General features: G+C 39.0%; 21 protein-coding genes, 1 tRNA gene and 1 pseudogene. 9 read left to right on the forward strand and 14 right to left on the reverse strand.

What is annotated here, in order from left to right; genetic code table 11:
• The first annotated feature begins 113 nt into the window (after positions 1-113).
• Together mtr and yeiP are read left to right on the forward strand one after the other, a co-directional pair.
• Positions 114-1,373: a tryptophan permease gene (gene mtr / locus AAC155_RS09450; RefSeq protein ID WP_113041922.1), complete on the forward strand. Its 1,260-nt coding sequence runs from the start codon at positions 114-116 to the stop codon at positions 1,371-1,373.
• Positions 1,374-1,505: 132 nt separating this feature from the next.
• Complete coding sequence (gene yeiP / locus AAC155_RS09455; RefSeq protein WP_112878518.1) at positions 1,506-2,078, forward strand: elongation factor P-like protein YeiP; 573 nt, start codon at positions 1,506-1,508, stop codon at positions 2,076-2,078.
• Between the two features lie 231 nt (positions 2,079-2,309).
• On the opposite strand, the gene AAC155_RS09460 is transcribed toward yeiP, so the two are convergent.
• Positions 2,310-2,627 (reverse strand): hypothetical protein, encoded by a 318-nt coding sequence (locus tag AAC155_RS09460; protein ID WP_229015602.1) that lies wholly within the window; start codon positions 2,625-2,627, stop codon positions 2,310-2,312.
• A gap of 398 nt (positions 2,628-3,025) precedes the next feature.
• On the opposite strand from AAC155_RS09460, the gene AAC155_RS09465 reads away from it, so the two are divergent.
• Together AAC155_RS09465 and mepS are read left to right on the forward strand one after the other, a co-directional pair.
• Entirely contained in the window at positions 3,026-3,730 is a 705-nt protein-coding gene (locus tag AAC155_RS09465) for a phosphatase PAP2 family protein (protein WP_113041923.1), read from the forward strand.
• 349 nt (positions 3,731-4,079) lie between these two features.
• Complete coding sequence (mepS, locus tag AAC155_RS09470) at positions 4,080-4,670, forward strand: bifunctional murein DD-endopeptidase/murein LD-carboxypeptidase (protein ID WP_113041924.1); 591 nt, start codon at positions 4,080-4,082, stop codon at positions 4,668-4,670.
• Positions 4,671-4,704: 34 nt separating this feature from the next.
• Here the strand turns inward: mepS and AAC155_RS09475 are convergent, their stop codons facing one another.
• From AAC155_RS09475 to rsuA, 4 genes are all read right to left on the reverse strand, one after another.
• Entirely contained in the window at positions 4,705-4,860 is a 156-nt protein-coding gene (locus tag AAC155_RS09475) for a hypothetical protein (RefSeq protein WP_158536531.1), read from the reverse strand.
• Positions 4,857-5,201 (reverse strand): YejG family protein, encoded by a 345-nt coding sequence (locus AAC155_RS09480; protein ID WP_113041925.1) that lies wholly within the window; start codon positions 5,199-5,201, stop codon positions 4,857-4,859. The genes AAC155_RS09475 and AAC155_RS09480 overlap by 4 nt, the downstream gene beginning before the upstream one ends.
• A 998-nt stretch (positions 5,202-6,199) precedes the next feature.
• Positions 6,200-7,384 carry a Bcr/CflA family multidrug efflux MFS transporter gene (locus AAC155_RS09485; protein WP_113041926.1) on the reverse strand — a complete coding sequence of 395 codons (1,185 nt, stop codon included), beginning with the start codon at positions 7,382-7,384 and terminating at the stop codon, positions 6,200-6,202.
• A gap of 42 nt (positions 7,385-7,426) precedes the next feature.
• Positions 7,427-8,128: a 16S rRNA pseudouridine(516) synthase RsuA gene (gene rsuA / locus AAC155_RS09490; RefSeq protein WP_113041927.1), complete on the reverse strand. Its 702-nt coding sequence runs from the start codon at positions 8,126-8,128 to the stop codon at positions 7,427-7,429.
• 289 nt (positions 8,129-8,417) lie between these two features.
• Between rsuA and AAC155_RS09495 the strand changes: the two genes are divergently transcribed.
• Together AAC155_RS09495 and rplY are read left to right on the forward strand one after the other, a co-directional pair.
• Complete coding sequence (locus AAC155_RS09495; protein ID WP_113041928.1) at positions 8,418-10,175, forward strand: DEAD/DEAH box helicase; 1,758 nt, start codon at positions 8,418-8,420, stop codon at positions 10,173-10,175.
• A gap of 202 nt (positions 10,176-10,377) precedes the next feature.
• Positions 10,378-10,662 (forward strand): 50S ribosomal protein L25, encoded by a 285-nt coding sequence (rplY, locus tag AAC155_RS09500; protein WP_113041929.1) that lies wholly within the window; start codon positions 10,378-10,380, stop codon positions 10,660-10,662.
• 72 nt (positions 10,663-10,734) lie between these two features.
• Here the strand turns inward: rplY and yejK are convergent, their stop codons facing one another.
• Positions 10,735-11,739 carry a nucleoid-associated protein YejK gene (gene yejK, locus AAC155_RS09505; protein WP_113041930.1) on the reverse strand — a complete coding sequence of 335 codons (1,005 nt, stop codon included), beginning with the start codon at positions 11,737-11,739 and terminating at the stop codon, positions 10,735-10,737.
• 271 nt (positions 11,740-12,010) lie between these two features.
• Here yejK and AAC155_RS09510 point away from each other — a divergent pair, with 271 nt between their 5' ends.
• From AAC155_RS09510 to AAC155_RS09520, 3 genes are all read left to right on the forward strand, one after another.
• On the forward strand, positions 12,011-12,238 hold the full coding sequence (locus AAC155_RS09510; RefSeq protein WP_011147091.1) for a YejL family protein: 228 nt from the start codon (positions 12,011-12,013) through the stop codon (positions 12,236-12,238).
• A gap of 32 nt (positions 12,239-12,270) precedes the next feature.
• Positions 12,271-14,010: an LPS biosynthesis-modulating metalloenzyme YejM gene (gene yejM / locus AAC155_RS09515; protein WP_113041931.1), complete on the forward strand. Its 1,740-nt coding sequence runs from the start codon at positions 12,271-12,273 to the stop codon at positions 14,008-14,010.
• Between the two features lie 75 nt (positions 14,011-14,085).
• Positions 14,086-14,162 (forward strand) — tRNA-Pro (locus AAC155_RS09520).
• 173 nt (positions 14,163-14,335) lie between these two features.
• Here the strand turns inward: AAC155_RS09520 and AAC155_RS09525 are convergent.
• The 8 genes and pseudogenes from AAC155_RS09525 to AAC155_RS09560 form a co-directional block, all read right to left on the reverse strand.
• Positions 14,336-14,959, reverse strand: coding sequence for a tail fiber assembly protein (locus tag AAC155_RS09525; protein ID WP_392392048.1), 624 nt, complete (start codon positions 14,957-14,959; stop codon positions 14,336-14,338).
• Between the two features lie 228 nt (positions 14,960-15,187).
• Positions 15,188-15,844: pseudogene (locus tag AAC155_RS09530) on the reverse strand (tail fiber protein); the annotation flags it as partial.
• Positions 15,845-16,571: 727 nt separating this feature from the next.
• Complete coding sequence (locus tag AAC155_RS24445) at positions 16,572-17,084, reverse strand: type II toxin-antitoxin system YafQ family toxin (RefSeq protein WP_431768495.1); 513 nt, start codon at positions 17,082-17,084, stop codon at positions 16,572-16,574.
• Positions 17,071-17,334, reverse strand: coding sequence for a type II toxin-antitoxin system RelB/DinJ family antitoxin (locus AAC155_RS09540; RefSeq protein WP_113041932.1), 264 nt, complete (start codon positions 17,332-17,334; stop codon positions 17,071-17,073). The genes AAC155_RS24445 and AAC155_RS09540 overlap by 14 nt, the downstream gene beginning before the upstream one ends.
• 756 nt (positions 17,335-18,090) lie before the next feature.
• Positions 18,091-18,513: a tail fiber assembly protein gene (locus AAC155_RS09545; protein ID WP_113041933.1), complete on the reverse strand. Its 423-nt coding sequence runs from the start codon at positions 18,511-18,513 to the stop codon at positions 18,091-18,093.
• Positions 18,514-18,515: 2 nt separating this feature from the next.
• Positions 18,516-19,103, reverse strand: coding sequence for a gp53-like domain-containing protein (locus AAC155_RS09550; RefSeq protein ID WP_113041934.1), 588 nt, complete (start codon positions 19,101-19,103; stop codon positions 18,516-18,518).
• A gap of 522 nt (positions 19,104-19,625) precedes the next feature.
• The gene (locus tag AAC155_RS09555; protein WP_113041935.1) at positions 19,626-20,609 is read right to left on the reverse strand and encodes a tail fiber protein; all 984 of its coding nucleotides are present in this window, start codon (positions 20,607-20,609) and stop codon (positions 19,626-19,628) included.
• A gap of 203 nt (positions 20,610-20,812) precedes the next feature.
• The gene (locus tag AAC155_RS09560) at positions 20,813-22,228 is read right to left on the reverse strand and encodes a tail fiber assembly protein (protein ID WP_113041936.1); all 1,416 of its coding nucleotides are present in this window, start codon (positions 22,226-22,228) and stop codon (positions 20,813-20,815) included.
• Positions 22,229-22,241 lie beyond the last annotated feature (13 nt).

The following is a 22,241-nucleotide window of genomic DNA, read 5'->3' on the forward strand; positions in this document are numbered from 1 at the left end:
TAACTTATGTTAGTTCAATTTCAAATAATCCTTTATGACATCTATTTACACTCTATAGACAAAAATGTATCTTTAAGCTAGTACAAAGAAACAATATGCCAGCAGGAGTTAATATGTCCATCGAGACACCCCAGAGTTTAAAGCGCCCTCCCATACTGGGTGGTGCAATGATAATTGCCGGAACTGCTGTCGGTGCAGGAATGTTCTCTACTCCTGTGGCAACTTCCGGTGTCTGGTTTACTGGCTCCATTATTCTGCTGGTTTACACATGGGTGTGTATGTATTTTTCCGGCTTGATGATACTAGAAACCAACCTGAACTACCCATCAGGTGCAAGCTTCCATACCATGACTAAAGATTTACTCGGTAAAGGATGGAATGCAATCAATGGCATCTCTATTGCATTCGTACTTTATATATTAACCTACGCCTACATTTCAGCGGGTGGCTCAATTATTGCCCATAATTTTAAAAATATTATTTCGATATCACAGGCAAATGCTGGCTTTATTTTCGCGTTTATCGTTGCATTTATTGTCTGGTTATCGACTCAAGCTGTCGATCGTTTGAGCACAATTTTGATCGGCGGTATGGTTATTACTTTTTTTATGTCCGTTGGTGGCATGTTTACCGAAGTGAAATATGTCATTCTGTTTAATCAGACGGATGCTATATCAAATGACACGACAACAAGTTATATATCTTACGCTTTAGCCGCTCTGCCCTATTTACTCGTTTCATTCGGATATCACGGTAACATCCCAAGTTTAGTAAAATATTATCATAAAGATAGAAAAGCCGTTATTCGCAGCCTGTTATTAGGCACATTAATCGCATTAGCTATTTATATCCTGTGGCAATATGTCATTCAGGGAAATATTCCCCGCGAAGCATTCAAACAGATTATTGCTGATGGCGGGAATATCGGTGATTTATTAAAACACATGGATAATACAACAAACAGCAAAACCGTTCACCAGCTTCTAAATGCCTTCTCTTATATGGCATTAGCAAGTTCATTTCTTGGTGTCTCCTTAGGGCTATTTGATTACATAGCCGATTTTTTCGGTTTTAAAGATAACAGCCCCGGCCGGTTAAAATCTGCATTAGTGACATTTATTCCACCAACAGCGCTAGCTTTACTGTTCCCCAATGGTTTTCTATATGCCATTGGTTTTGCTGGATTCGCTGCAACCATCTGGGCTGTCATTATTCCAGCACTCATGGCCCGGGCAAGTCGCCAGCGCTTTCCTGAAGCCAGTTACCGAGCGCCAGGAGGGAAATTCCTCATTGGGTTCGTCATTCTGTTTGGTTTGATAAATGCTATAGCTCATATTTTGTCCTCTCTTGATTTATTACCTGTGTATCGTTGATATATAAAACATTCTTACTACAACCCCAATGTAAAAAAACAGTGGGGTTTTTTAATCCCTACTTGCCTAATGTCTTGACTGCGAGTAATTTTGTCGCCGATTATTCTCTTGTGGTTTTATGGAAGGTTACATATGGCTAAAGCCAATGAAATTAAACGCGGTAGCGCCGTCAGTTATAATGGTAAGTTACTGCTGGTTAAAGATATTGATATTCAAGCACCAAGCGCCCGGGGAGCTAGCACATTATATAAAATGCGCTTTACTGATATCCGCACCGGTCAAAAAGTGGAAGAACGTTTCAAAGGCGATGATATCCTTGATACGATCAACCTAACTCGTCGTAGCGTTAACTTTTCCTACATTGATGGCGATGAATATGTTTTCATGGATGATGAAGATTTCACACCTTATCACTTTAAAAAGGAACAAATCGAAGAAGAGTTGTTATTTATTCCTGAAGGTGGCCTGCCTGGTATGCAAGTTCTGACAATAGAGGGGCAAGTCATTGCCCTTGAGCTACCACAAACAGTCGATATGGTTATTGAAGAAACAGCCCCTGGAATTAAAGGCGCTTCAGCCAGTGCACGAACAAAACCAGCCAAAATGAGCACCGGACTTACCGTGCAAGTACCTGAATATATCAGTAGCGGGGAAAAAATCCGTATTCATATTGCAGAACGCCGTTATATGGGGCGTTGCGATTAATAATATTAGCTAATTCTGAGTTACCCGGTATAAAACAGGGTAACTCACTTTTTATTTTATTCCATTCATTAAATTAGTCAGCTACTTTCCATTAACATTTGGGCATAATTTAAATTCCAAAATAAAATATAATATAAATCTGTCACTCATTCATTTTAGCAATGGCAGATAAAATCCCGACTCATCTTCAATTAAACATTGAATAAATAACATGTAAAACTTTTCTTAACATCAATTATAGAAAATTGTAACAACGCCAATTTTCTCTTTTCCTTTTATCCATTTAATCTCTGTTATCCCCATTTGGTGTGGTAAATAAAAATAAATATCATTTTGCAAATCGAGCTTTTGTCGTTGGGTAATCTTATGTCCTTTTCGCCAACAAGTGGTGTCAGCCCAGTTATCACGCCAATCAAAACGACACGGTGATTCAACGATCGCACCAGAAAAGCGAATAACCCCTGTATTTGATGTTGTTTCTGGTTCACTATTGACAAGACCAGAAATCATTAGGAAAAAACAACCCATTATAACCCGAAACATAGACATAAAGCCCCCTCCATAAAACAGCATCATTCGCTGCGATTTCCAAAAATGAAATCAATCTAGAAATCGGAAAAATTTCTGAGTCTATGTATTGGTAACGGCTATTTTCATTGTTTATTTATGATTTTTAGCGATTAAAACTGATTAAGATATTTATATCTTACAATATTAGAATTATCAGAAGTAATTTTCAATAAATTAAGAATTTACAACCTTAAACACCCCAACATCACTCAATAAAATCCATGGAATTGAACAGGAATAGTTACCAAAGTAGATAAACAACAACAAATTAACTTATGATTAAGAACTGTGACATTATTACTCAATATTTGTTATATTAACCTACATAATTGTAAGTTTAGTTACCATTTATCTTATTTTTAACAAATAGGTCTCCCATGACACGCAGTCACCCATTTGCCATATTTATACTGAACCTGTTAGGTATCACTTTATTTCTCTCCTGGTATTTACCAGAGCATCATGGTTTCTGGCTCAAGATCGACTCTGCAATCTTCTACTTCTTTAATGAGAAATTAATATCAGGCTCAACATTCACAGAATTTGTAGCATTTGTGAATATCAGGGCCTTCGATGTCATTTCACTTTTATGTATGGGATTGCTGTATTACAACACTTTTCGTAAACAGAATTACGATGGCAAACGCAGATTATTCATGATTGGTTTGGTCATGATAATAAGCGCAATTATACTTAACCAAATCGGTCATCTACTCCCTGTTGTCCGTCCAAGCCCAACATTAACCTTCGATCATATCAATCGTATTAGCGAAATGACCAATCTGGTAACAAAAGATGCATCAGGCGATAGCTTTCCAGGTGATCACGGATTAATGCTCCTGATTTTCAGCTGCTTTATTCTTCGATATATCTCAGGCAGAGCATTCTGTATTGCATTACTCATTATGGTAATATTTGCGTTACCTCGCATCATGGCAGGAGCTCACTGGTTTACTGATATTGCAGTCGGTTCTTTATCTCTGGTGCTAATTGGAACAAGTTGGCTATTATTAACACCATTAAGTGACATAATGATTAACTGGTTGGATAAGAATCTACCGCAAATTGGTCGCCCAACTTAAGATCTTTCCCATAAACTCTATTTTACTGAATCATATCGGGAAGGTATTTAACCTTCCTAATAGTTCATAAAACCCACATAAATTAGCAACACTCCTGATCTCTCCCCTTTAGAAATCTAATTTTTTGTAAATTATGTCATTAAATACTCGCCTTTTCCTGATTGTTTCTGTACTCTCGATCTGGATAACATTTATTGTAAATATCGTTATAAAACGTGGCATCAGACGCGTTTTTTCACCAAGCGCGTTGTTTACTCATTGTTTTTTCTAACACCAGGCTTTGAAGCGTTTGATATTTTTCAATAATAGCGACCAACTAAGGTAAGGATAGCAAGGGAAAACAAAAATAATGGTCAAGTCTCAACCGGCACTGAGATACATTACGCGGCTGATACCCGCGCTGTTCGTAGCGATCACCTTATCCGCGTGCAGCTCACCAGATTCATCAAGGTTTCGTAACACACAAACTGATACGCATGCAGTAAATGGTAAGAACGGCTTCTTACTTCAAGCGTCTCAGGATGAATTCGAAGCACTCGTTCGTAATCTGGACATAAAATCCAAAATTCTTAGCCAATACAATGGCTGGAAAGGAGTTGCCTATCGACTCGGTGGCAATACTAAACGCGGTATAGATTGTTCTGCCTTTGTTCAACGTACTTTCCGTGACCAGTTTGGCATGGAACTACCACGTTCAACATTTGAACAACAAAATATTGGCAAAAAAATCGACCGTTCAAGATTACGCCCTGGCGATTTAGTTTTATTTAAGACAGGTGCCCGTACCAGGCATATTGGCATCTATGTTGGCAATGACCAATTTGTTCATGCCTCTACTAGCAATGGTGTAATCGTTTCCAGGTTAAGCAGTACATACTGGAGCAAACGTTATTATGGTGGTCGCCGGGTCATCAGCAATAATATGGCACCTAACGGCTAAAAATTTTTCCCTTGCCCGCAAAAAAGTGCTCCCATTAAAGGAAGCGCTTTTCGCGTTTATACCCGTTATCTTTCAAGTTGCCTCTTTGTTGACTGCACTCACTCACCCCGGTCACATCGTTCGCCATGCTCCCGGGGATTCGCTCCCTTGCCGTCGCGATGCATCCTGAAATCCATTGGGTATATATCAAAATGGATAAAGCGCTGTTATCTTTTCAGCAATGGCTGCGCCAAGTGTCTTCAAACGACACATAACCGCACTTTCGTCTTCACTATTAATAAATAAGCACGGCTGACCTTCCAACTCAATCACAGTGCTTCCAATTTGCATATCAGCAAGTGATTGCTGTAATTTTTGCATAATATTCCACGCAGCCCCGTCTTCGTGGCTGAGTAACTTCAACCCCATCAGGCTGCTTTCTGCATTCACTTCATCAACCGGAAGCGGCTCAACTTTGATACCCACAAAACCGGGTGACCACTTGTAACTTTGCGGCAGCCGATGTACTACCGAAAGCTGAATATTATTCACGAATCATTCCTACCTGAAAGAACATAGATACAAAAGTTAAAGTTAGCGGCTATCTTCAGGTGTTCTACTCGCCAAAACCGAATAACTAACCCCCAAAAAAGGTAAACGAAAAGTTAAATTTGTGTTTATAGTATTACATTAATTCCAAATTTCACCTTAGAAAAAGTGAGATCAATCTCTCATTTCTCATATATTTATACTTTTTTTAAAGAAAACTCAACTAATTTTTATGCAAAAACCCAACTTTATGTTTAATGATTGTTTACATATTTTATTTTTTCAACTCAATACCTTAACATAAAAATCAAATAAGAACTGTAAAAACAAATAGATAACAATGTGTTTTATAAGGTATAATTAATGAAAACCTAATGATAACGCCGTTTAATATTTTTTAATTTAACAAAAATACAACAATGACTTATAACTACTATCAATGCATTAATAACAATTTATTCACACGGAAAAACATTTCGGAATTTCCTTATAGTAAAAAGTTAGCTTCTCAGCTCAATAGGAATATAAAAATCAGCAAATACACAACAGCGATAATAAAAAAATAAACTCCCTTGACGTCGCGATGCATCTTGAAATCCATAGGGTATATTATGCATAACCAATTTTTCAATTTTCCTGAATATTCAGGAAAAATATTCTCTTTACTAACATTATCGTTTTTAATGATAATGTTAGTAATACAGAAAATGCAGCTAATACTACAAAGCTATTACAACCTCGTTACTTAATGGCAAATCTTAGAATAACAAAAAATAGCATAATTTTTTGTTCTAATTGGTTATCTTTAATAAAAGAGATTAAATCTTACCCTTGTCAATCAAGAATATATCAACGAAAGTAGACATATATTTTAGAATAAAAAAACCTCAACAATCTCACATAAAATTATAACCAGACAACATCATCAAAAATATTTTTCGCTTATTCTAATTTTCTTTTGAAGGAAAAGGCTGCACATGAAAACAGCCTTCTGTTTTTATTTATCGCCGCTTTTTTGCGTATATAATAAGCAACACAGCCAAAATAACAGATAAAACCATAGAACCAACCATTGGCCAGGCATTACGTGCAGGTAACATAGCAAGTAATATACTAACCAAAGCACTAATACCAAAACGAACTGTACCTGCCAATGAAGACACCGTTCCGGCCATATGTGGATAATCATCTAAAACCACTGCCATGACATTGGATGTAATCATTGCAATACCACATACATAAGCTGCAACACCGATGACCAGAGCAATAAAGCCAAAATCGAGCGCGGTAGACAGTAACAACCAGATCCCCATCATAAGCTGCACACTCAAACCAAAATACATCATCTTCAACGCACCAAAACGCCGGACATAGCGACTATTTATTGTCGTCATCACAAACAGAAATACGATGTTAAGCGCAAAGTAATAACCAAAGTGCTGGGGCGAAACACCATTCAACTCAATATAAACAAATGGCCCTGCACTGAGAAAAGAGAACATTCCCGCAAATGAAAAACCGCTGGCAAGCATGTAGCAAAATACACGACGCTGGCGAAATAACATAATAAACTGGCTTACGGTTGTACGAAGATGAAATTTTTGTCTTTTTTCTTTTGGCAAAGTCTCTCTTATAAAGAAAGCGACAAGGAATACAGCAATAACAGAAGCCACCGCAATACTCCAGAAAATCGCATGCCAGGTGAACCAAATCATTATCATGCCACCAAGAATTGGAGCAATTAATGGGGCAATGGTCATTACCAATATCACAAAAGACATGCTACGCGAGAATTCGTCTTTGGTGAACAGATCTCGCATTAGCGCATTAATGACAACACCCGCTGCGGCGGCGGAGAATCCATGCAAAAAGCGCATATAAATAAAATCATCGATATTCTGAACCATTGCACACGCAGCTGAAGCTAGAGCAAATACAGTAACCCCACCCAGAATAACCGGCTTACGCCCCAAACTGTCAGCCATTGGACCATATACCATCTGACCAATGGCAAAGCCAAGAATATAACTGCTCAGCGTCATCTGAACCTGTCCGTTATCTACACCGAAATCCTCGGCAACAGTCGGCAAACTCGGCAAATACATATCAATGGCAAGGGGCATTAACATAGAAAGTAGCCCAAGGATTAAAATCAGTCCCAAATAGGATGATCGTTGTTGTTGCACGTATATTGCTCCAATAATTTAAATAATTAACTAAAACCAGGATTAAAGAAGAGTGACACTGGCAATTTCTTGCTCAGTTAATGATCGGTACTCTCCTGGCTCCAGTTCAGGAGCTAAGATGATTTCACCGATTCGCTCACGATGAAGCGAGGTTACCCGATTACCTACCGCTGCAAACATACGTTTTACCTGATGATAACGCCCTTCACTAATCGTCAGACGGGCTACTTGAGGCTCCAGAATTTCCAGCTGGGCGGGTTTTGTCACTGTTTTTTCACCATTAAGTTGCACACCTGCAAGAAATTTATCTGCCGTTTCTGCTGCAACTGGACATTCAAGTGTGACTAGATATGTTTTTTTACAATGATGTTTCGGGGAAGTAATACGATGAGACCATTGACCATCATCAGTTAGCAAAACCAGACCCGTAGTATCCATATCCAACCTACCCGCGGTATGTAATTTATGCGCTACCGGCTCATCAATAAAATAGAGCACCGTTGGATTTATCGGATCATCGGTGGAACAGACATATCTCTGTGGTTTATTTAGCATAAAATAACGAGGCCCTTGCTGCTGTTCCAATAATGAACCATCAAACATGACCTGTTGCTCTGGAGTTAATTTATAAGCTCCCGTTTTTACAATCTCATCATCAACAGTGATACGCCCCGCACGCAACTCGCGCCCTACGTCATTCCGACTGATACCAAGTTGTTGTGACAAAAATTTATCCAATCGCATGGATGAAGACACCTGTATTAATTAATTTAAAAATGAATGTGATCCTCTACTATTTTGGCACTACCTTGGCACTACAACACCGAGCCACCAAAAAAGAAGATATGAAATGAGCCCAAAATATTTCAAAGCTAATCATAACTATGTTTACTATAAACAACAATTATCTATTTATTATAACCAGTCATAGTTTCACTCAGTCAGATAATTATCTTACTTTGACTTCCGTCCACAGAAAATTGATAAGGAAAATGTTACTCTTTTGCGAATATTTTTCGGTTGCGAAACGATTATGACTTTTACTTTACGTCCCTATCAGCAAGAAGCCGTGGATGCCACCATCAATCATTTCCGGCACCATCATGAGCCCGCGGTCATTGTGTTACCAACTGGAGCAGGTAAAAGCCTGGTTATTGCTGAACTGGCAAAATTAGCTCGCGGGAGAGTATTAGTATTGGCTCATGTAAAAGAATTAGTTATACAGAATTACAGCAAATACTGCGCATACGGTTTACCCGCAGATATTTTTTCCGCAGGATTGCAGCAGAAGCAAAGCACAGGCAAGGTGGTGTTTGGCAGTGTACAATCTGTTGCCCGCAATCTTGAATATTTTGATAATCAATTCTCTTTGCTGATAATTGATGAATGCCACCGTATTAGTGATGATGAAAACAGCCAATATCAGCAAATTATTCATCACCTTCGGCAAAATAATCCACAACTACGTATTCTCGGCTTAACGGCGACACCTTACAGACTGGCTACCGGCTGGATATATCAATATCACTATCACGGCATGATCCGTGGTGATGAAAGTCGTTTTTTTCGTGATTGCATCTATGAATTGCCCCTGCGTTATATGATTAAACACAGTTTCCTGATCCCGCCAAAACGGCTAGATATGCCCGTTATGCAATATGATTTCAGCCAAGTTCACTCTAGTCAGCAAGGCATCTTCAATGAAACTGATTTAAATCACGAAATCAAACGACAAAAACGCATCACCCCCCATATTATCAGACAGGTTATTGAATATTCCGCTGATCGCAAAGGTGTTATGCTTTTTGCTGCAACTGTCGAACATGCCAAAGAGATTTTTCAATTACTCCCTTCCGGCCAAGCCGCATTAGTCAGTTCTGATACATCAACCGCTGATCGTGATCTGTTTATCGAAGCCTTTAAAACTCAGCGATTGCGCTATATGGTTAACGTCGCCGTATTGACAACTGGATTTGACGCTCCCCATGTTGATCTGATAGCTATTTTGCGCCCTACTGAATCCGTCAGTTTATATCAGCAAATTATCGGTCGGGGTTTACGATTATTTCCCGGCAAAAAAGATTGCCTGATTCTCGATTATGCAGGAAATCCTCACGATCTCTACACACCAGAAGTTGGCAGCAATAAACCGGATAAACAGAGCCAACCGGTTCAAGTATTCTGCCCTATCTGTAACTTCGCTAATCTATTTTGGGGAAAATGCACCTCCGACGGTGAAATTATTGAACACTTCGGTCGCCGCTGTCAGGGTTGGGAAAAGGATCAATGCGGCAAACGCCATCAATGTGAGTTCCGCTTTCGTTTTAAACTCTGCCCTCATTGCAATGCAGAAAATGATATTGCAGCGCGGCGTTGCCACAGTTGCCAGGAAGTGCTGGTTGATCCCGACGATATGTTGAAAGCCGCATTGAAGCTCAAAGATGCACTGGTACTGCGTTGTGGTGGCATGCAACTCATCTCTGAAACTGACAGTAAAGGCGAATGTCTGAAAATCATCTATTACGATGAAGATGGTGCTGATGTTTCGGAACGCTTTCGGCTGACAACCCCTGCCCAACGACTAGCCTTTGAGCACCAATTTCTCCGTCAGCATCAACGTGCCCCGGCAATACCTTTTGACTGGAAAACCGCCTCAGATATCGTTCGCCGGCAATCTTTATTACGCCATCCAGATTTTGTTGTCGCCCGTAAAAAAGGCCGATTCTGGCAAATTCGTGAAAAGATCTTTGATTACCAAGGGCGTTTTCGACGAGCAGATGAATTGTATTAAGATGAATTGTATTAAAATGAACTGTATTAATAGGTTCAGATTGACCTATTCCATTTGCTGTAACTACCATTTTTCGCTAGAATGCCGCCCGCTTAACACGGTGTTACTATGTTAGTTACTATGTTAAATGTTAAGCCAAATCTCGAACCTGCTGCTGGGTCGCCTGTAGCAGGATTTATTTTCTTCTTGAAGAGAAAAAATAATGTTTACTATTAATGCAGAAGTACGTAAAGAGCAGGGCAAAGGTGCGAGCCGCCGCCTGCGCAGAGCTAACAAGTTCCCAGCTATCGTATACGGTGGCAACCAAGAGCCAGTTTCTATTGAACTGAATCATGATCAGGTTATCAATATGGAACACCAAGCTGAATTTTATAGTGAAGTTCTGACCTTGGTTATCGACGGTAAAGAAACTAAAGTTAAAGTGCAGGCTGTACAGCGCCATCCGTTTAAGCCAAAACTGACGCACATTGACTTCCTGCGTGCTTAATTAGCCACAGCCGAGCTTTTCGGGACGCCGAGTAAATAACGCCGCAAATGCGGCGTTATTTATTTCTTAGCATCAATGACCACCACGATGACGCTGTAACTGATCTCGTAAATTTGGCGGCGTGCCTTTAATCGTTAAAGTATCCGTTGCCGGATCCCAAAAAATTCTTTCACCAAATAACATTGCATCAAAATTGATTGTTAATCCGCCACCACTACCGGCAAATTTAGTCAACTGGCGTAACGTACTGCGATCAGCCGGAAAACTCTCTTCCAGCTCATATCCTTGTTCCTGTGAAAACTGCTGAAAATTCTGCTCTCCAAATGTAGGTAATTCCTGAGACAACGCCTTAATCTCAATTTCCTCTCCCGCCTGCAATTGATCATTACAATAGCTGTATACTTGCTGACGATAGGCTTGACGCTCATTCTTATCAAGCTCACCAGATTCACAATAATCATCAACTGCTTGTAGCAAGCCTTTATTCTGAACTTTAGCATTCATACCTTCACTAGCAGCGAGAAAATCCATAAAGAAATCTGAAACTTTACGCCCTACCCGGCCTTTCAAGAATGTTAAATAACGGCTTGATTCAGGATTAGCCTCCCACTCCGTCAAATCTATGCGAGCAACAATATCTGCATGAGGAATATCCAGATAATGCGTAGTATTTAAATCCAGATTATCGTTAACAGACATACTGTTACAGCTATTAAGTACGGCAATCAATAAATACTCTACCGCCAAATAGCGATACTGACAAAACAGGACCGTCCCTCCCTCGGCAAACGGATATTTTGCCAGTTCATCCCTCAAACGTGCCGTTGCTGCACGACTGAACCCAAGAAAATCTTCATCACCTTTACGCTGATGTTTGAGTGCTTCTGCCAATTCACTCTCTTCATTAAATAAGCCGTAAGCTTTACTTTTTGCGCTGTATACTCGGTGTAATTCAGCCATCATATCTTCCACCACTTGATCGGTGGCGAGCAAAGAATCACGCAGCATGACATCTAATGTCTGTTCATCACGCTTGATTAATTGATGCAAGGCAATCTGGTCTATTTGCAGACTCATTCTTTCTACTCCTTTCGGCTGACTTCACGCATTTTTAAACACGCATTCAAACACCGATAACAAACGACTGCAATAAAAAACCCCCAAAAGAAAATAACATTTCATCATCTGCCACCAACTATAATTTGCTGACAGATATCAAAAAATTGCTAAAAGTAGGCTATTACTGCAACATAATCTTAACCGTAAATTAATTTGCCACAAAAGAGCAGAAAATCACGCATCTATACGGTAAGATAATGTGCTTTGTTAGTTCAGGAAGTTTAAATCTATGCCACAGTCATCTCGTTACAGTGACGAACACGTTGAACGTTTACTAACAGAACTCGTCAGTGTTCTAGAAAGAAACCGTACCCCGACAGACCTTTCTCTAATGGTGCTGGGCAATATGGTGACAAATTTAATCAATACGAGTATATCTCCTGCACAGCGCAGACATATTGCTGACTCGTTTGCACACGCGCTTAAATCTTCCGTAAACGAAGATAAAGCCCATTAATTTTTAACTAAAGACCACAACGTAAACAAAATATGGTGACTAGCCGTCAGCGTTATCGTGAAAAAGTTTCCCAGATGATTAGCTGGGGGCACTGGTTTGCCCTGTTTAACATCCTGCTCAGCCTTGGACTGGGTAGTCGTTATCTGTTTGTTTCTGACTGGCCGGGCTCACTATTCGGTCGAGTTTATGCTCTGGCTAGTTGGCTGGGGCACTTTAGTTTTATTGTTTTTGCTGCTTATTTGCTGGTTCTGTTTCCACTGACATTTATTTCCATGTCGCAGCGCCTGCTCAGGTTTCTTTCAGCCATTTTCGCTACTGCCGGACTGACACTATTAATATTCGATATTGCCATATACAACCGTTTCCACCTTCACCTTACACCTTTAGTTTGGGATTTAGTCATCAATCCTGATCAAGGGGAACTGGCGCGAGAATGGCAGCTAATGTTCATCTGTATCCCGGTCATTTTTCTGATACAGATGTTATTTGGCACCTGGAGTTGGCAGAAACTACGCAGCCTGAATCGGCAACGATTTGGTAAGCCACTGGCTGCCGTCCTGATTTTGGCCTTTGTCGCTTCCCATCTGATGTATATCTGGGCTGACGCTAATTTTTATCGTCCGATCACCATGCAACGTTCCAACCTACCGCTCTCCTATCCAATGACTGCGCGTAAATTTCTTGAAAAACATGGTTTGCTGGATCAACAAGAATATCAGCGCCGCCTTATGCAACAGGGTGATCCTGCTGCGCTGACAGTGGAATATCCACTTAATGATCTGACTTATCTGAATAAAGGAAGCGGATACAACCTGTTAATACTGGTAGCTGATAAGCTGGATAATGAAGATATTACCGAGAATATGCCTGCGCTCTCTCATTTCAGAGAAACCAACATTCAGTTTAATCAACATTTCAGCACCGGGATTCAAAATGATACGGCCCTATTCGGGTTGTTTTATGGCATTTCTTCTGGTTATCTGGATGGAATACTGGCTGGACGTAAATCATCAGCCCTGATTAATGCCCTGACTCATCAGGGATATCAATTCGGCCTATTCTCTTCCGTAGGATTTGACACTCCGCTTTATCGTCATGCATTACTTTCCGACTATTCATTACCTATTGAGGTCAACCAAAGCAACCAACTCACCGTCGAACAATGGCAGCAATGGCTGAATTTACCCAATACTAACGCTCCTTGGTTCTCCTTCTTAAGGCTAAGTGGCTTGGATAAAACAGATGCAGTAGGTAATGCGGCTGCTCTTGATAGTCAGATTAATACTGTACTAGAGACACTAAAAAGCAAAAATGCACTGAACAATACGGTCATCGTTATTACCGCAGAACACAGTGAACTTGCCGCGACACATCCACCTAAGTGGATAAATAATGGCAGATTCAATCGTGCTCAAATGCATGTTCCACTGCTGATTCATTGGCCAGGAACACCATCACAGACAATTAGTAAACTGACAAGCCATCAGGACGTCATGACAACATTAATGCAACGTTTGTTGCACGTCAGCAATTCTCCTGATGATTATTCTCAAGGCGAAGATCTATTTGCAGCACAGCGTGATAACCCGTGGATAATTACCGGTGATGATGGTTCCTTGATCATTACAACCAGTGAAAACACCTTGTTCTTGGATAAAAATGGTGAATATCACCTATATGACCTGGAAGGCAACGAAATCAAAGATGCTAAACCCAATCTGGCACAACTGCTACAGATACTAACCGAGGTTAAACATTTTATAGCCAACTAAATGCTTAAAAATCAATCGGTCACAAAATTCAGTACTTGCTTTTAGATAAAAAATCAGTACTATAATAGGAATTATCGGCATGTAGCGCAGCTTGGTAGCGCACCGTCATGGGGTGTCGGGGGTCGTAGGTTCAAATCCTATCATGCCGACCAAATTTCCCTAGAAAAACCAACCTGTTAGGGTTGGTTTTTCTATGTCTGAAATTTGGCTCTGGTAAAATTTTGGTAAAACTCTGGTAAAACCCCAATTTAAAACCTGGCATTCATAGCCACTTATAGCCATTTACAAACCAGCTCCCCTCACTCCAAAATATAAAATTATCTAATCAATCAGGCACTTCCGGCCATTCAACATCAGGCGCTTGATTCACATCTACACGAGTAAGCAACACTCTGTATTTTCTCCATTCGAGTAGAGCTTCTTTCTCTGCATCAGTAGCGACTTCCAAGTCAACAGAGTCTTGTAGCAATGAGATTGTTTCATTTGCTTGTCTTAACAGTTCTGCTTTCTTCCGTTTTGCTTCCTCAATCTGATGGGATTTGAGAAGCTCTTTATCAACCATCCACTCTTTACCATCCCATCTATCGTAATCGGTATCAGGCTTCTTAAATGTCAGAATTTCCGGTAGCTCACCCAATTCAATAATTTCTAGTTGTGCGCGAGTTTGCTTGTTGTAAGCTATTTTCCCTCTGTGGTCAGGGACAATTTCCCAACACTTACCGTCTTCACTGCGACAAATAGCCATATCATCAGAATCGGAAAAATCTGGCGCATCAGGGTAAGAACGCGCTGATAAACCCACACCTTTTGCGACATACTCAAAATTAGTTCCAGCAAATTCTCTCGAATAAGGATTAACATGATAAACCTTTATCCAGCCGGCTTGAGTCGCTAATCTGTCTTCACCTAATATGGCAATTTCTGAATCTAAGATAGATTCTTGTGTCACTATTATTCCCGCCTTGACGACGTAGTTAAATGCGATATTACGAGGTCTTGACACTCCTATATAATCCTTACTCGCTTCCCCGAGATGAGTCTTTTCAATCCATTTAACTCTTGTCGAAATATTGCTACTTTCGGGAACATCCCACTTCAATTTACCACGATCATTGAGTGAAAAGGTAAGAATATTATCACCAGGCGCATAAATTTCCTGTACCAAATAAGACCCTTCTTGCCATGATAATAATGAACGAGATGGATCTACCCCTCTTCCATCATCCCAACCCCGGATAAATTCTCCCCTTAGATCGGGTAATCTACCGTCAGGATAAACTTCTGCCAACTTCGGGTACTGTAATTTATTGAAAAATGCACCATTACAAGTGAGATAGCCGATAGGTGGATAGGGCAACGGCCAAGGAATAGGAGAACCAACAGGAATTTCATTAGCTGTTTTAATCCGATTATCTATCTCTTCGCGGGTATACTCACGTAATGAATTTATTACTTCCTGAACAAGCTTCTGTGTAACCACTAATGTATCGCTATTGCCAATCACATTTGTAAGCTGGACAACACCTTTTTGTGTTAATGAGGCACTGGGAATGTCTGTTGTAATTTTTTGCTCTAATGCTTTATTTAATTGCGCGGTTAGTTTGGTTGTGTTCCCATCATCCAGAACATCATTGCCAGATCGTACCGCGATAAAATCAGCCACGGCAGATGATACCATTGACGCTTGACGTAATACTTTATTTAACAAGTGAGTGGGAACATTATCGGGTGAAAATCCAGTCTGCAAACTCTGATTGACCTCATATTCTTCTTGACTCACTACATTCGCATTATTATTAATAGAAAAAGCCTTAAAATCATTCTTAGGATTCATATACTTTCTCCTTAAATTACATAATATTCTTTTATACCCGTTATCTTTCAAGCTGCCTCTTTGTTGGCTGCACTCGCTCACCCCGGTCACATAGTTTTCTATGCTCCCGGGGATTCACTCCCTTGCCGTCGCGATGCATCTTGAAATCCATAGGGTATATACCGAATGAACTTCAAGATGCTTGAGATGTCAGATATAAAAACATTTAAATTCAACAACATAATCGTTTTTCAAACATGCACTTTGAAGTATCTTGAGTATATAATCAATATATTGAGTTATTGCAAAAATAATCCCCTTGCAATTCACACCAATTAAAGTCTAGTTCAGAAAAAGAATAATGCAGTGTTCTTATTACTTATTAAGGTTAAATATTTTTGTATCATTACCAGCAATAAGCACCCCAATATTTTGGAATCGAAAATATACATCTAGAAATTATTTCGTTCTTATTCCTTCTATATATTCCTACAATTCTCCCTACTTAGCGTTCCACACTGAATCTTTACCCTAACACCTAATCTACCGTGTTCAAGAATATCGTATGGCTCTCCGTCTTCATAAGATACACGCTCGTTATTTTCATAAAGGTCGGAAGCCCAAATCCTATCATGCCGACCAAATTTCCCTAGAAAAACCAACCTGTTAGGGTTGGTTTTTTTATGGCTGGGGGTTGGTGTAAAACTCCGCTTGCCTGACTTCATTTATTTTCTATTTAATATATTAATTAATAGAAATTATAATTAATCGTTATAACCAATTTCCCGACCTGCAAATTTTTTGTAGGTACATACAAAAGCCCCATATGAACTACCCCTACCAAAGAAGATGATCTATACCCGTCATCTTTCAAGTTGCCTCTTTGTTGGCTGCACTCACTCACCCCGGTCACATAGTTATCTATGCTCCCGGGGATTCGTTCCCTTGCCGTCGCGATGCATCTTGAAATCCATAGGGTATATAAACCAAGTTCTGAGTGGGAACCAAGGCGGACAAGGCGCAATGTATCCGCATCGGGTTTCTGATAAATCAGTATCAAGTCAGGCTTAATATGACAATCTCGAAAATCCTTCCAATCACCAGAAAGAGCATGATCGCAATATTTCGGCTCCAACAAGCTATCAGAAGCCAATAATTCAACCACTTGCATCAGTGCATCATCAAGAATTTCACGATACCGACCTTTCTTTTCTCTCTTGTAATCTCGCTTGAACTGGCTTGCGTAATCAATCGTCCTCATTGAGATCGGCCATTAAATCTTTCACTGTGGAGAATGATTTACCGCAACCTTTGCGAGCTTCTTTCATTGCGGCTATTGTTGTCTCGTTGGGTATCAAAGGCTCAAAAGGTAACACTTTTTCTCTTGCTACTCGCGTTAACATCATGCGAACGGCATCTGATACAGTCAGCCCCATAGCAGCCAGAACCGCAGCCGCCTCTGCTTTGATCTCCCCATCAATACGGGTTTGTACTAATTGGTTTGTAGCCATGTAAAGAACTCTCATTGAATTACATTGTAATGCAATTGTAATGCAATTGTAATGCAATGAATGTCTATAATAACTAATGAGCAAGAAACAAACCTGCTACGATGGCGGGGTTTCGTTAAAGCTTTTCGACTCTGACTGTTACACCGTTTTCGAATGTCATTAAAATTTGTCCCTTAGATGGCAAGTCAGAAATCATCGAACTGTGATAACTTCCCGTCTTACGAATTGCCGGTAATACTTCAGCATTATTCTAAATACATTAAAGTTAAAATCACAACCTGAATTTTTTCTAACTCGCAATTCCCCCCTCAGGAGACTAATTATGTTTTCAACTCTTGATTTTCTCAAAGTTATCAGGAAATATTTAGCCTGATGCTACACAACTGTGAATAATCTGAGCACATCTATTTAGCCCCGCGCTGCGGAATTGGATAAGTTCTTCAAGCATCGCTAATTTGATATTGAGATTAAAAAATCCGAGTCCTGTTAAATACAGAACTCAGACTTTAATAGCAGCTTGACTTAAAACATCCCGTTTTTGGTATCAATTAGAAGATAAGAGGTGTTTACTTTTGCACTGTTCAATACCCTATTGCAAACCAAAATAAAAAGATTTATTTCGAGTATATTCAATAATAAAATCCTGTTACAAACAATTATCTTGCAACAATATTATGTGCTGATTTTAAGTCAGACTTATGACCTAATGTTAACAAAACCATTATAAGAATAATCTGTTTATTCAGGTCAATGTCATTATTTTGGCTGTTCCGGCCATTCAATATCGGCAGCCTGTAAAGTATCAACCCTGTTCAGCATTACTCTATATTTTTTCCATACCAACAGAGCCGCTTCCTCTTCTTTAGTCGCAATTCCTAAATCAACAGCATCTTGTAATGGTGCTATCTGCTGGCTAGCTTCCACAATAAATTGTTGTTTTTTACTTTCAACATACTGCTGCAATTCTTCTTTTGTTGGTGGAGGAATATCGGCCCATTCCGGTAAACCATTTTGACCTGCTACACGATATTTTCCTTCTGGTACATTACTGACAGCATATTCTTGATAAATATCAATACTAACTTCCATAATATCATCAGGCAATGAACCAGAAGCAATATAATTTTGTTTCAATTCTATTGGGTAGAATGCATTTGTCTTTGCACTATAAAAATACATAATTAATATCCTATCGCCAAATATCTCACTAAATTATTTGATAGCTCGTGTATAGAATTTCTGCACGTCACAATAAATTGACTTGCAGAAATAGGCATAGCAGCAACCCCAGATCCATAATTACCAAAATCAGGATATGTTGCAACAATCTGAAAACAAGCATTAGGAAATGGGATGGTGAAATTTCTGTAATCATTTATATTCATAGAGCCGCTTGCTTGCCCCCACTGAATAATTATTCCAGTATCACCACATTTCCACCAACCGTTCACAACCTTGTTAGCCGTATTCACATTAAGATTACAACATTTCGCAATTTTTTGTTCTAACACGCTTTTGAATTGTGTGGTGATTTTGGATACATTACCGTCATCCAAAACATCAGTGCCAGATTCTGTCGCAATAAAATCAGCTATAGCAGATGATATGGTTGATGTTTGACGCAATACCTTATTTAATACGTGATTAGGAATATACTGATTATCTGGAAACCCAACTGGCAAATCCGGATATATTTCATAGCCTTGCTGACTAAGTACATTAGCATTATTACTAACAGCAAAAGCTCTAAAATCATTTTTGGCACTCATATACATTTCCTTAAATTAAATGACATTATTTCATAATAAACATATTGAACTATCACTAAAGATGATTTCTCACAATTCACATCAATAATAGTCTAGTTTATAAAAACAATAATGAAATATTTTTATAACTAAAATGAGTAACTATTTTTATATAATTGGCAACAATAAATAACCAATGCATCGCAATCAAAAACATCCCAAAAATCATTATATTCAATATTGAAAACTATTATTTCCCATATCTTTCTTTTTCCTTCAATTCTTTTTCCTTTAAGTCAAGAATATAACTATTACAATATTTTAATTATAACACTAACAAAATGGCCTGAATAAACAACCCATTTATTCAGGCCCGTTAACGGCGATTTTTCCTTGTCATTTTCCATGTTATTCATATATAGCCAAAATCCATATTTAAATTCTGGCTATATTCTTATAGCATTCACTGAAAGATTACTACCTGAATTAACATCGGATGAACCAATAAATAAGTGCTAACTTAACACTCTCAAAATAATAATTTTATACACCTAAATAAATTATCGGTATCATACTAATGTTTAATGGGCGGTTTTCGTCTGCCGTTGGTACTACTCTTGATGCATCAAAAGTGGCATGTGAGAATTTTGCATATTCATCAGGAGCATTCTTCCTCGCAAGGCTATTTTTAGAACTCGCATTAACACCATAAAATACTCCGCTGGCACGAGCAATAAGCCCATCATTCCACAATCCTACATCACCTGTAATATTTCTAATTGCATCGCCCTGTATCACACCAGGTGTCAATCCAGCACGCGCAAATACCCCTCGCCCCTCAACAAACAGATTAGGAAGGTTGATTTTATCTCCATTCTGTTTGATTCCCCATGCTGCCTTATATGCATCAGATAAATTATTTAATGCACTACCAACAGCCGAATCAATTGGGTAAACAGCACCATTCGCAATATACTCTCCTTTAGCTAAATCTGATGCCGGATGTGCAGATAAATAGATATCACCCGGTCGCTTAGCGCCAACATCAATCGCGGAAAGTGTAATATCCTCAGTCAATGCCTTCCCGTTGATTTTCCTATTATCAGGTACTCTGCTATTAATATTTACAAGTAATGATTCGACTATTCCCTTAATTAACTTTTGCGTCACAGCCAATGTATCACTATCACCAATCACATCAGTAAGTTGAACAATACCTTTTTGGGTTAATGAGGCATTGGGAATTCCTATTATGGCTTTTTGTTCTAAAGCTTTATTTAATTGTGCGGTGAGTTTAGTTACATTACCATCATCTATAACATCCTGACCAGATTGTTCCCCAATGAAATCAGCTACAACCGCGGCTATCGTTGATGCTTGACGTAATGCCTTATTTAAGATGTGTGGCGTCATAGAATAGGGTGGAAACCCATCTTGCAACTCTGTACTCGCTTCATATCCTTGCTGATTTATTACATTAGCATTACTATCAATAGCAAAAGCTTTAAAATCATTTATGACACTCATATACATATCCTTAAATTAAATAACATTGTTTCATAATAAGCAGATTGAATTATCAATAAAAACGAAATATTTTTATAACTAAAAGGGATAACTGTTTTATATCATTAGCAACAACAAACAATCCGATATATACTCCGCTGGCACGAAAGATAAACCCATCATGCCACAATCCTATATAATCTGTTTATTCAGACCATTTTTCATTATTTCGGCTGATCCGGCCATTCAACATCAGGAGCCAGTGAAATATCAACTTTGCTCAACATTACTCTATATTTCTTCCATTCCAGTAGAACTGCTTTTTCTGCTTCGGAAGCAATACCTAAATCAACAGCGTCTTGTAGTGGCGCGACAAGATTATTAACTTTAGTCAATAACTGAGACTTATCATATTCTGCTTGCTGTATTAACTCCTCTTTGGTTGCAGCATGAATACTATCAGATCCTGCTTCCCTATTCTTCCCAACAGCCTTGTCAGAAGGTTTATTCAACGAGTTATATTCTTGTGCCCAAGGTGTCCACGGATTATCGTGAAATTGGCTACGCGTATATACTCGACTGCTGTTATAAACAAAATAACGTTGAATAACGCCTGCCGCTTTCAACACAATAAGCGAACCCGCAAATGGCTCAGGGTAATTCGCGCCATTTTTGGCATGAGCATTATACTCTTGATAATAAATCCCGGGTATTTTATAACTATTTAAATCCGCGTTATCACCTAAATTAATCGACTGCCCGGCGAAGATATCTTGAGAAGTAATATTGATATCCGCAGCCAAAGCTTTTCCATTAATTTTGCGGAGTCCTGTGATATATCGAGCATCAGACTCTGCTTTTGCATATACTCCAACTTCTCCAGCAGTAGGTCTATTCAGTGTGTTATATTCTCTAGCCCAAGGCGTCCACGGGCTTTCATGAAATTGACTACGTGTATATACCCGACTGCTGTTATAGACAAAATAACGTTGAATAACCCCGGCTGCTTTCAATACAACCAGCGAACCAGCGAACAACTCAGGGTAATTATTACCATTTTTGGCATGAGCATTATATTCTTGGTGATAAATCCCCGGTATTTTATAATTATCCAAATTGGCATTGTCACCTAAACTATGCGCCTGTCCAGCAAGAATATCCTGAGAAGTAATATTAATATCCTCAGTTAATACTTTCCCATTAACTTTTCGGGTATTTGGTATTCTGGTATTAATACTTTCATGTAACGAATTTATTATTTCCTGAACCAACTTTTGCGTAACCGCTAATGTATCACTATTACCCACTACATCGGTAAGCTGAACAATACCTTTTCGTGTTAATGAGGCATTTGGAACTTCTGCTGCAATTTTTTGCTCTAAGGCCCTATCTAGTTGATCGGTAAGTTTAGCTATATTACCATCATCCAAAATATCATTGCCAGATTGTGTCGCAATAAAATTAGCTACCACAGATGATATTGTTGACGATTGACGTAATACCTTATTTAACAGATTAACAGGAATATTATCTGGCGGAAATCCAATCTGTAAGCTCTGGTTTTCTTCATACTTTACTTGACTCACTACATTAGCATTATCACTAATAGAAAAAGCCTTAAAATCATTTTTGGCACTCATATACAATCCTCAA

It is taken from the genome of Photorhabdus sp. HUG-39 (assembly GCF_963878365.1).
GTDB classification, from domain to species: Bacteria; Pseudomonadota; Gammaproteobacteria; order Enterobacterales; family Enterobacteriaceae; genus Photorhabdus; species Photorhabdus kayaii.

Excerpts from the sequence above, each read along its gene's own strand:
- mtr (WP_113041922.1), top strand. The coding sequence starts at position 114 with ATGTCCATCGAGACACCCCAGAGTTTAAAGCGCCCTCCCATACTGGGT.
- yeiP (WP_112878518.1), top strand. The coding sequence starts at position 1,506 with ATGGCTAAAGCCAATGAAATTAAACGCGGTAGCGCCGTCAGTTATAAT.
- AAC155_RS09460 (WP_229015602.1), bottom strand. The coding sequence starts at position 2,627 with ATGTCTATGTTTCGGGTTATAATGGGTTGTTTTTTCCTAATGATTTCT.
- AAC155_RS09465 (WP_113041923.1), top strand. The coding sequence starts at position 3,026 with ATGACACGCAGTCACCCATTTGCCATATTTATACTGAACCTGTTAGGT.
- mepS (WP_113041924.1), top strand. The coding sequence starts at position 4,080 with ATGGTCAAGTCTCAACCGGCACTGAGATACATTACGCGGCTGATACCC.
- rsuA (WP_113041927.1), bottom strand. The coding sequence starts at position 8,128 with ATGCGATTGGATAAATTTTTGTCACAACAACTTGGTATCAGTCGGAAT.
- AAC155_RS09495 (WP_113041928.1), top strand. The coding sequence starts at position 8,418 with ATGACTTTTACTTTACGTCCCTATCAGCAAGAAGCCGTGGATGCCACC.
- rplY (WP_113041929.1), top strand. The coding sequence starts at position 10,378 with ATGTTTACTATTAATGCAGAAGTACGTAAAGAGCAGGGCAAAGGTGCG.
- yejK (WP_113041930.1), bottom strand. The coding sequence starts at position 11,739 with ATGAGTCTGCAAATAGACCAGATTGCCTTGCATCAATTAATCAAGCGT.
- AAC155_RS09510 (WP_011147091.1), top strand. The coding sequence starts at position 12,011 with ATGCCACAGTCATCTCGTTACAGTGACGAACACGTTGAACGTTTACTA.
- yejM (WP_113041931.1), top strand. The coding sequence starts at position 12,271 with ATGGTGACTAGCCGTCAGCGTTATCGTGAAAAAGTTTCCCAGATGATT.
- AAC155_RS24445 (WP_431768495.1), bottom strand. The coding sequence starts at position 17,084 with ATGAGGACGATTGATTACGCAAGCCAGTTCAAGCGAGATTACAAGAGA.
- AAC155_RS09540 (WP_113041932.1), bottom strand. The coding sequence starts at position 17,334 with ATGGCTACAAACCAATTAGTACAAACCCGTATTGATGGGGAGATCAAA.
- AAC155_RS09545 (WP_113041933.1), bottom strand. The coding sequence starts at position 18,513 with ATGTATTTTTATAGTGCAAAGACAAATGCATTCTACCCAATAGAATTG.
- AAC155_RS09550 (WP_113041934.1), bottom strand. The coding sequence starts at position 19,103 with ATGAGTGCCAAAAATGATTTTAGAGCTTTTGCTGTTAGTAATAATGCT.
- AAC155_RS09555 (WP_113041935.1), bottom strand. The coding sequence starts at position 20,609 with ATGAGTGTCATAAATGATTTTAAAGCTTTTGCTATTGATAGTAATGCT.
- AAC155_RS09560 (WP_113041936.1), bottom strand. The coding sequence starts at position 22,228 with ATGAGTGCCAAAAATGATTTTAAGGCTTTTTCTATTAGTGATAATGCT.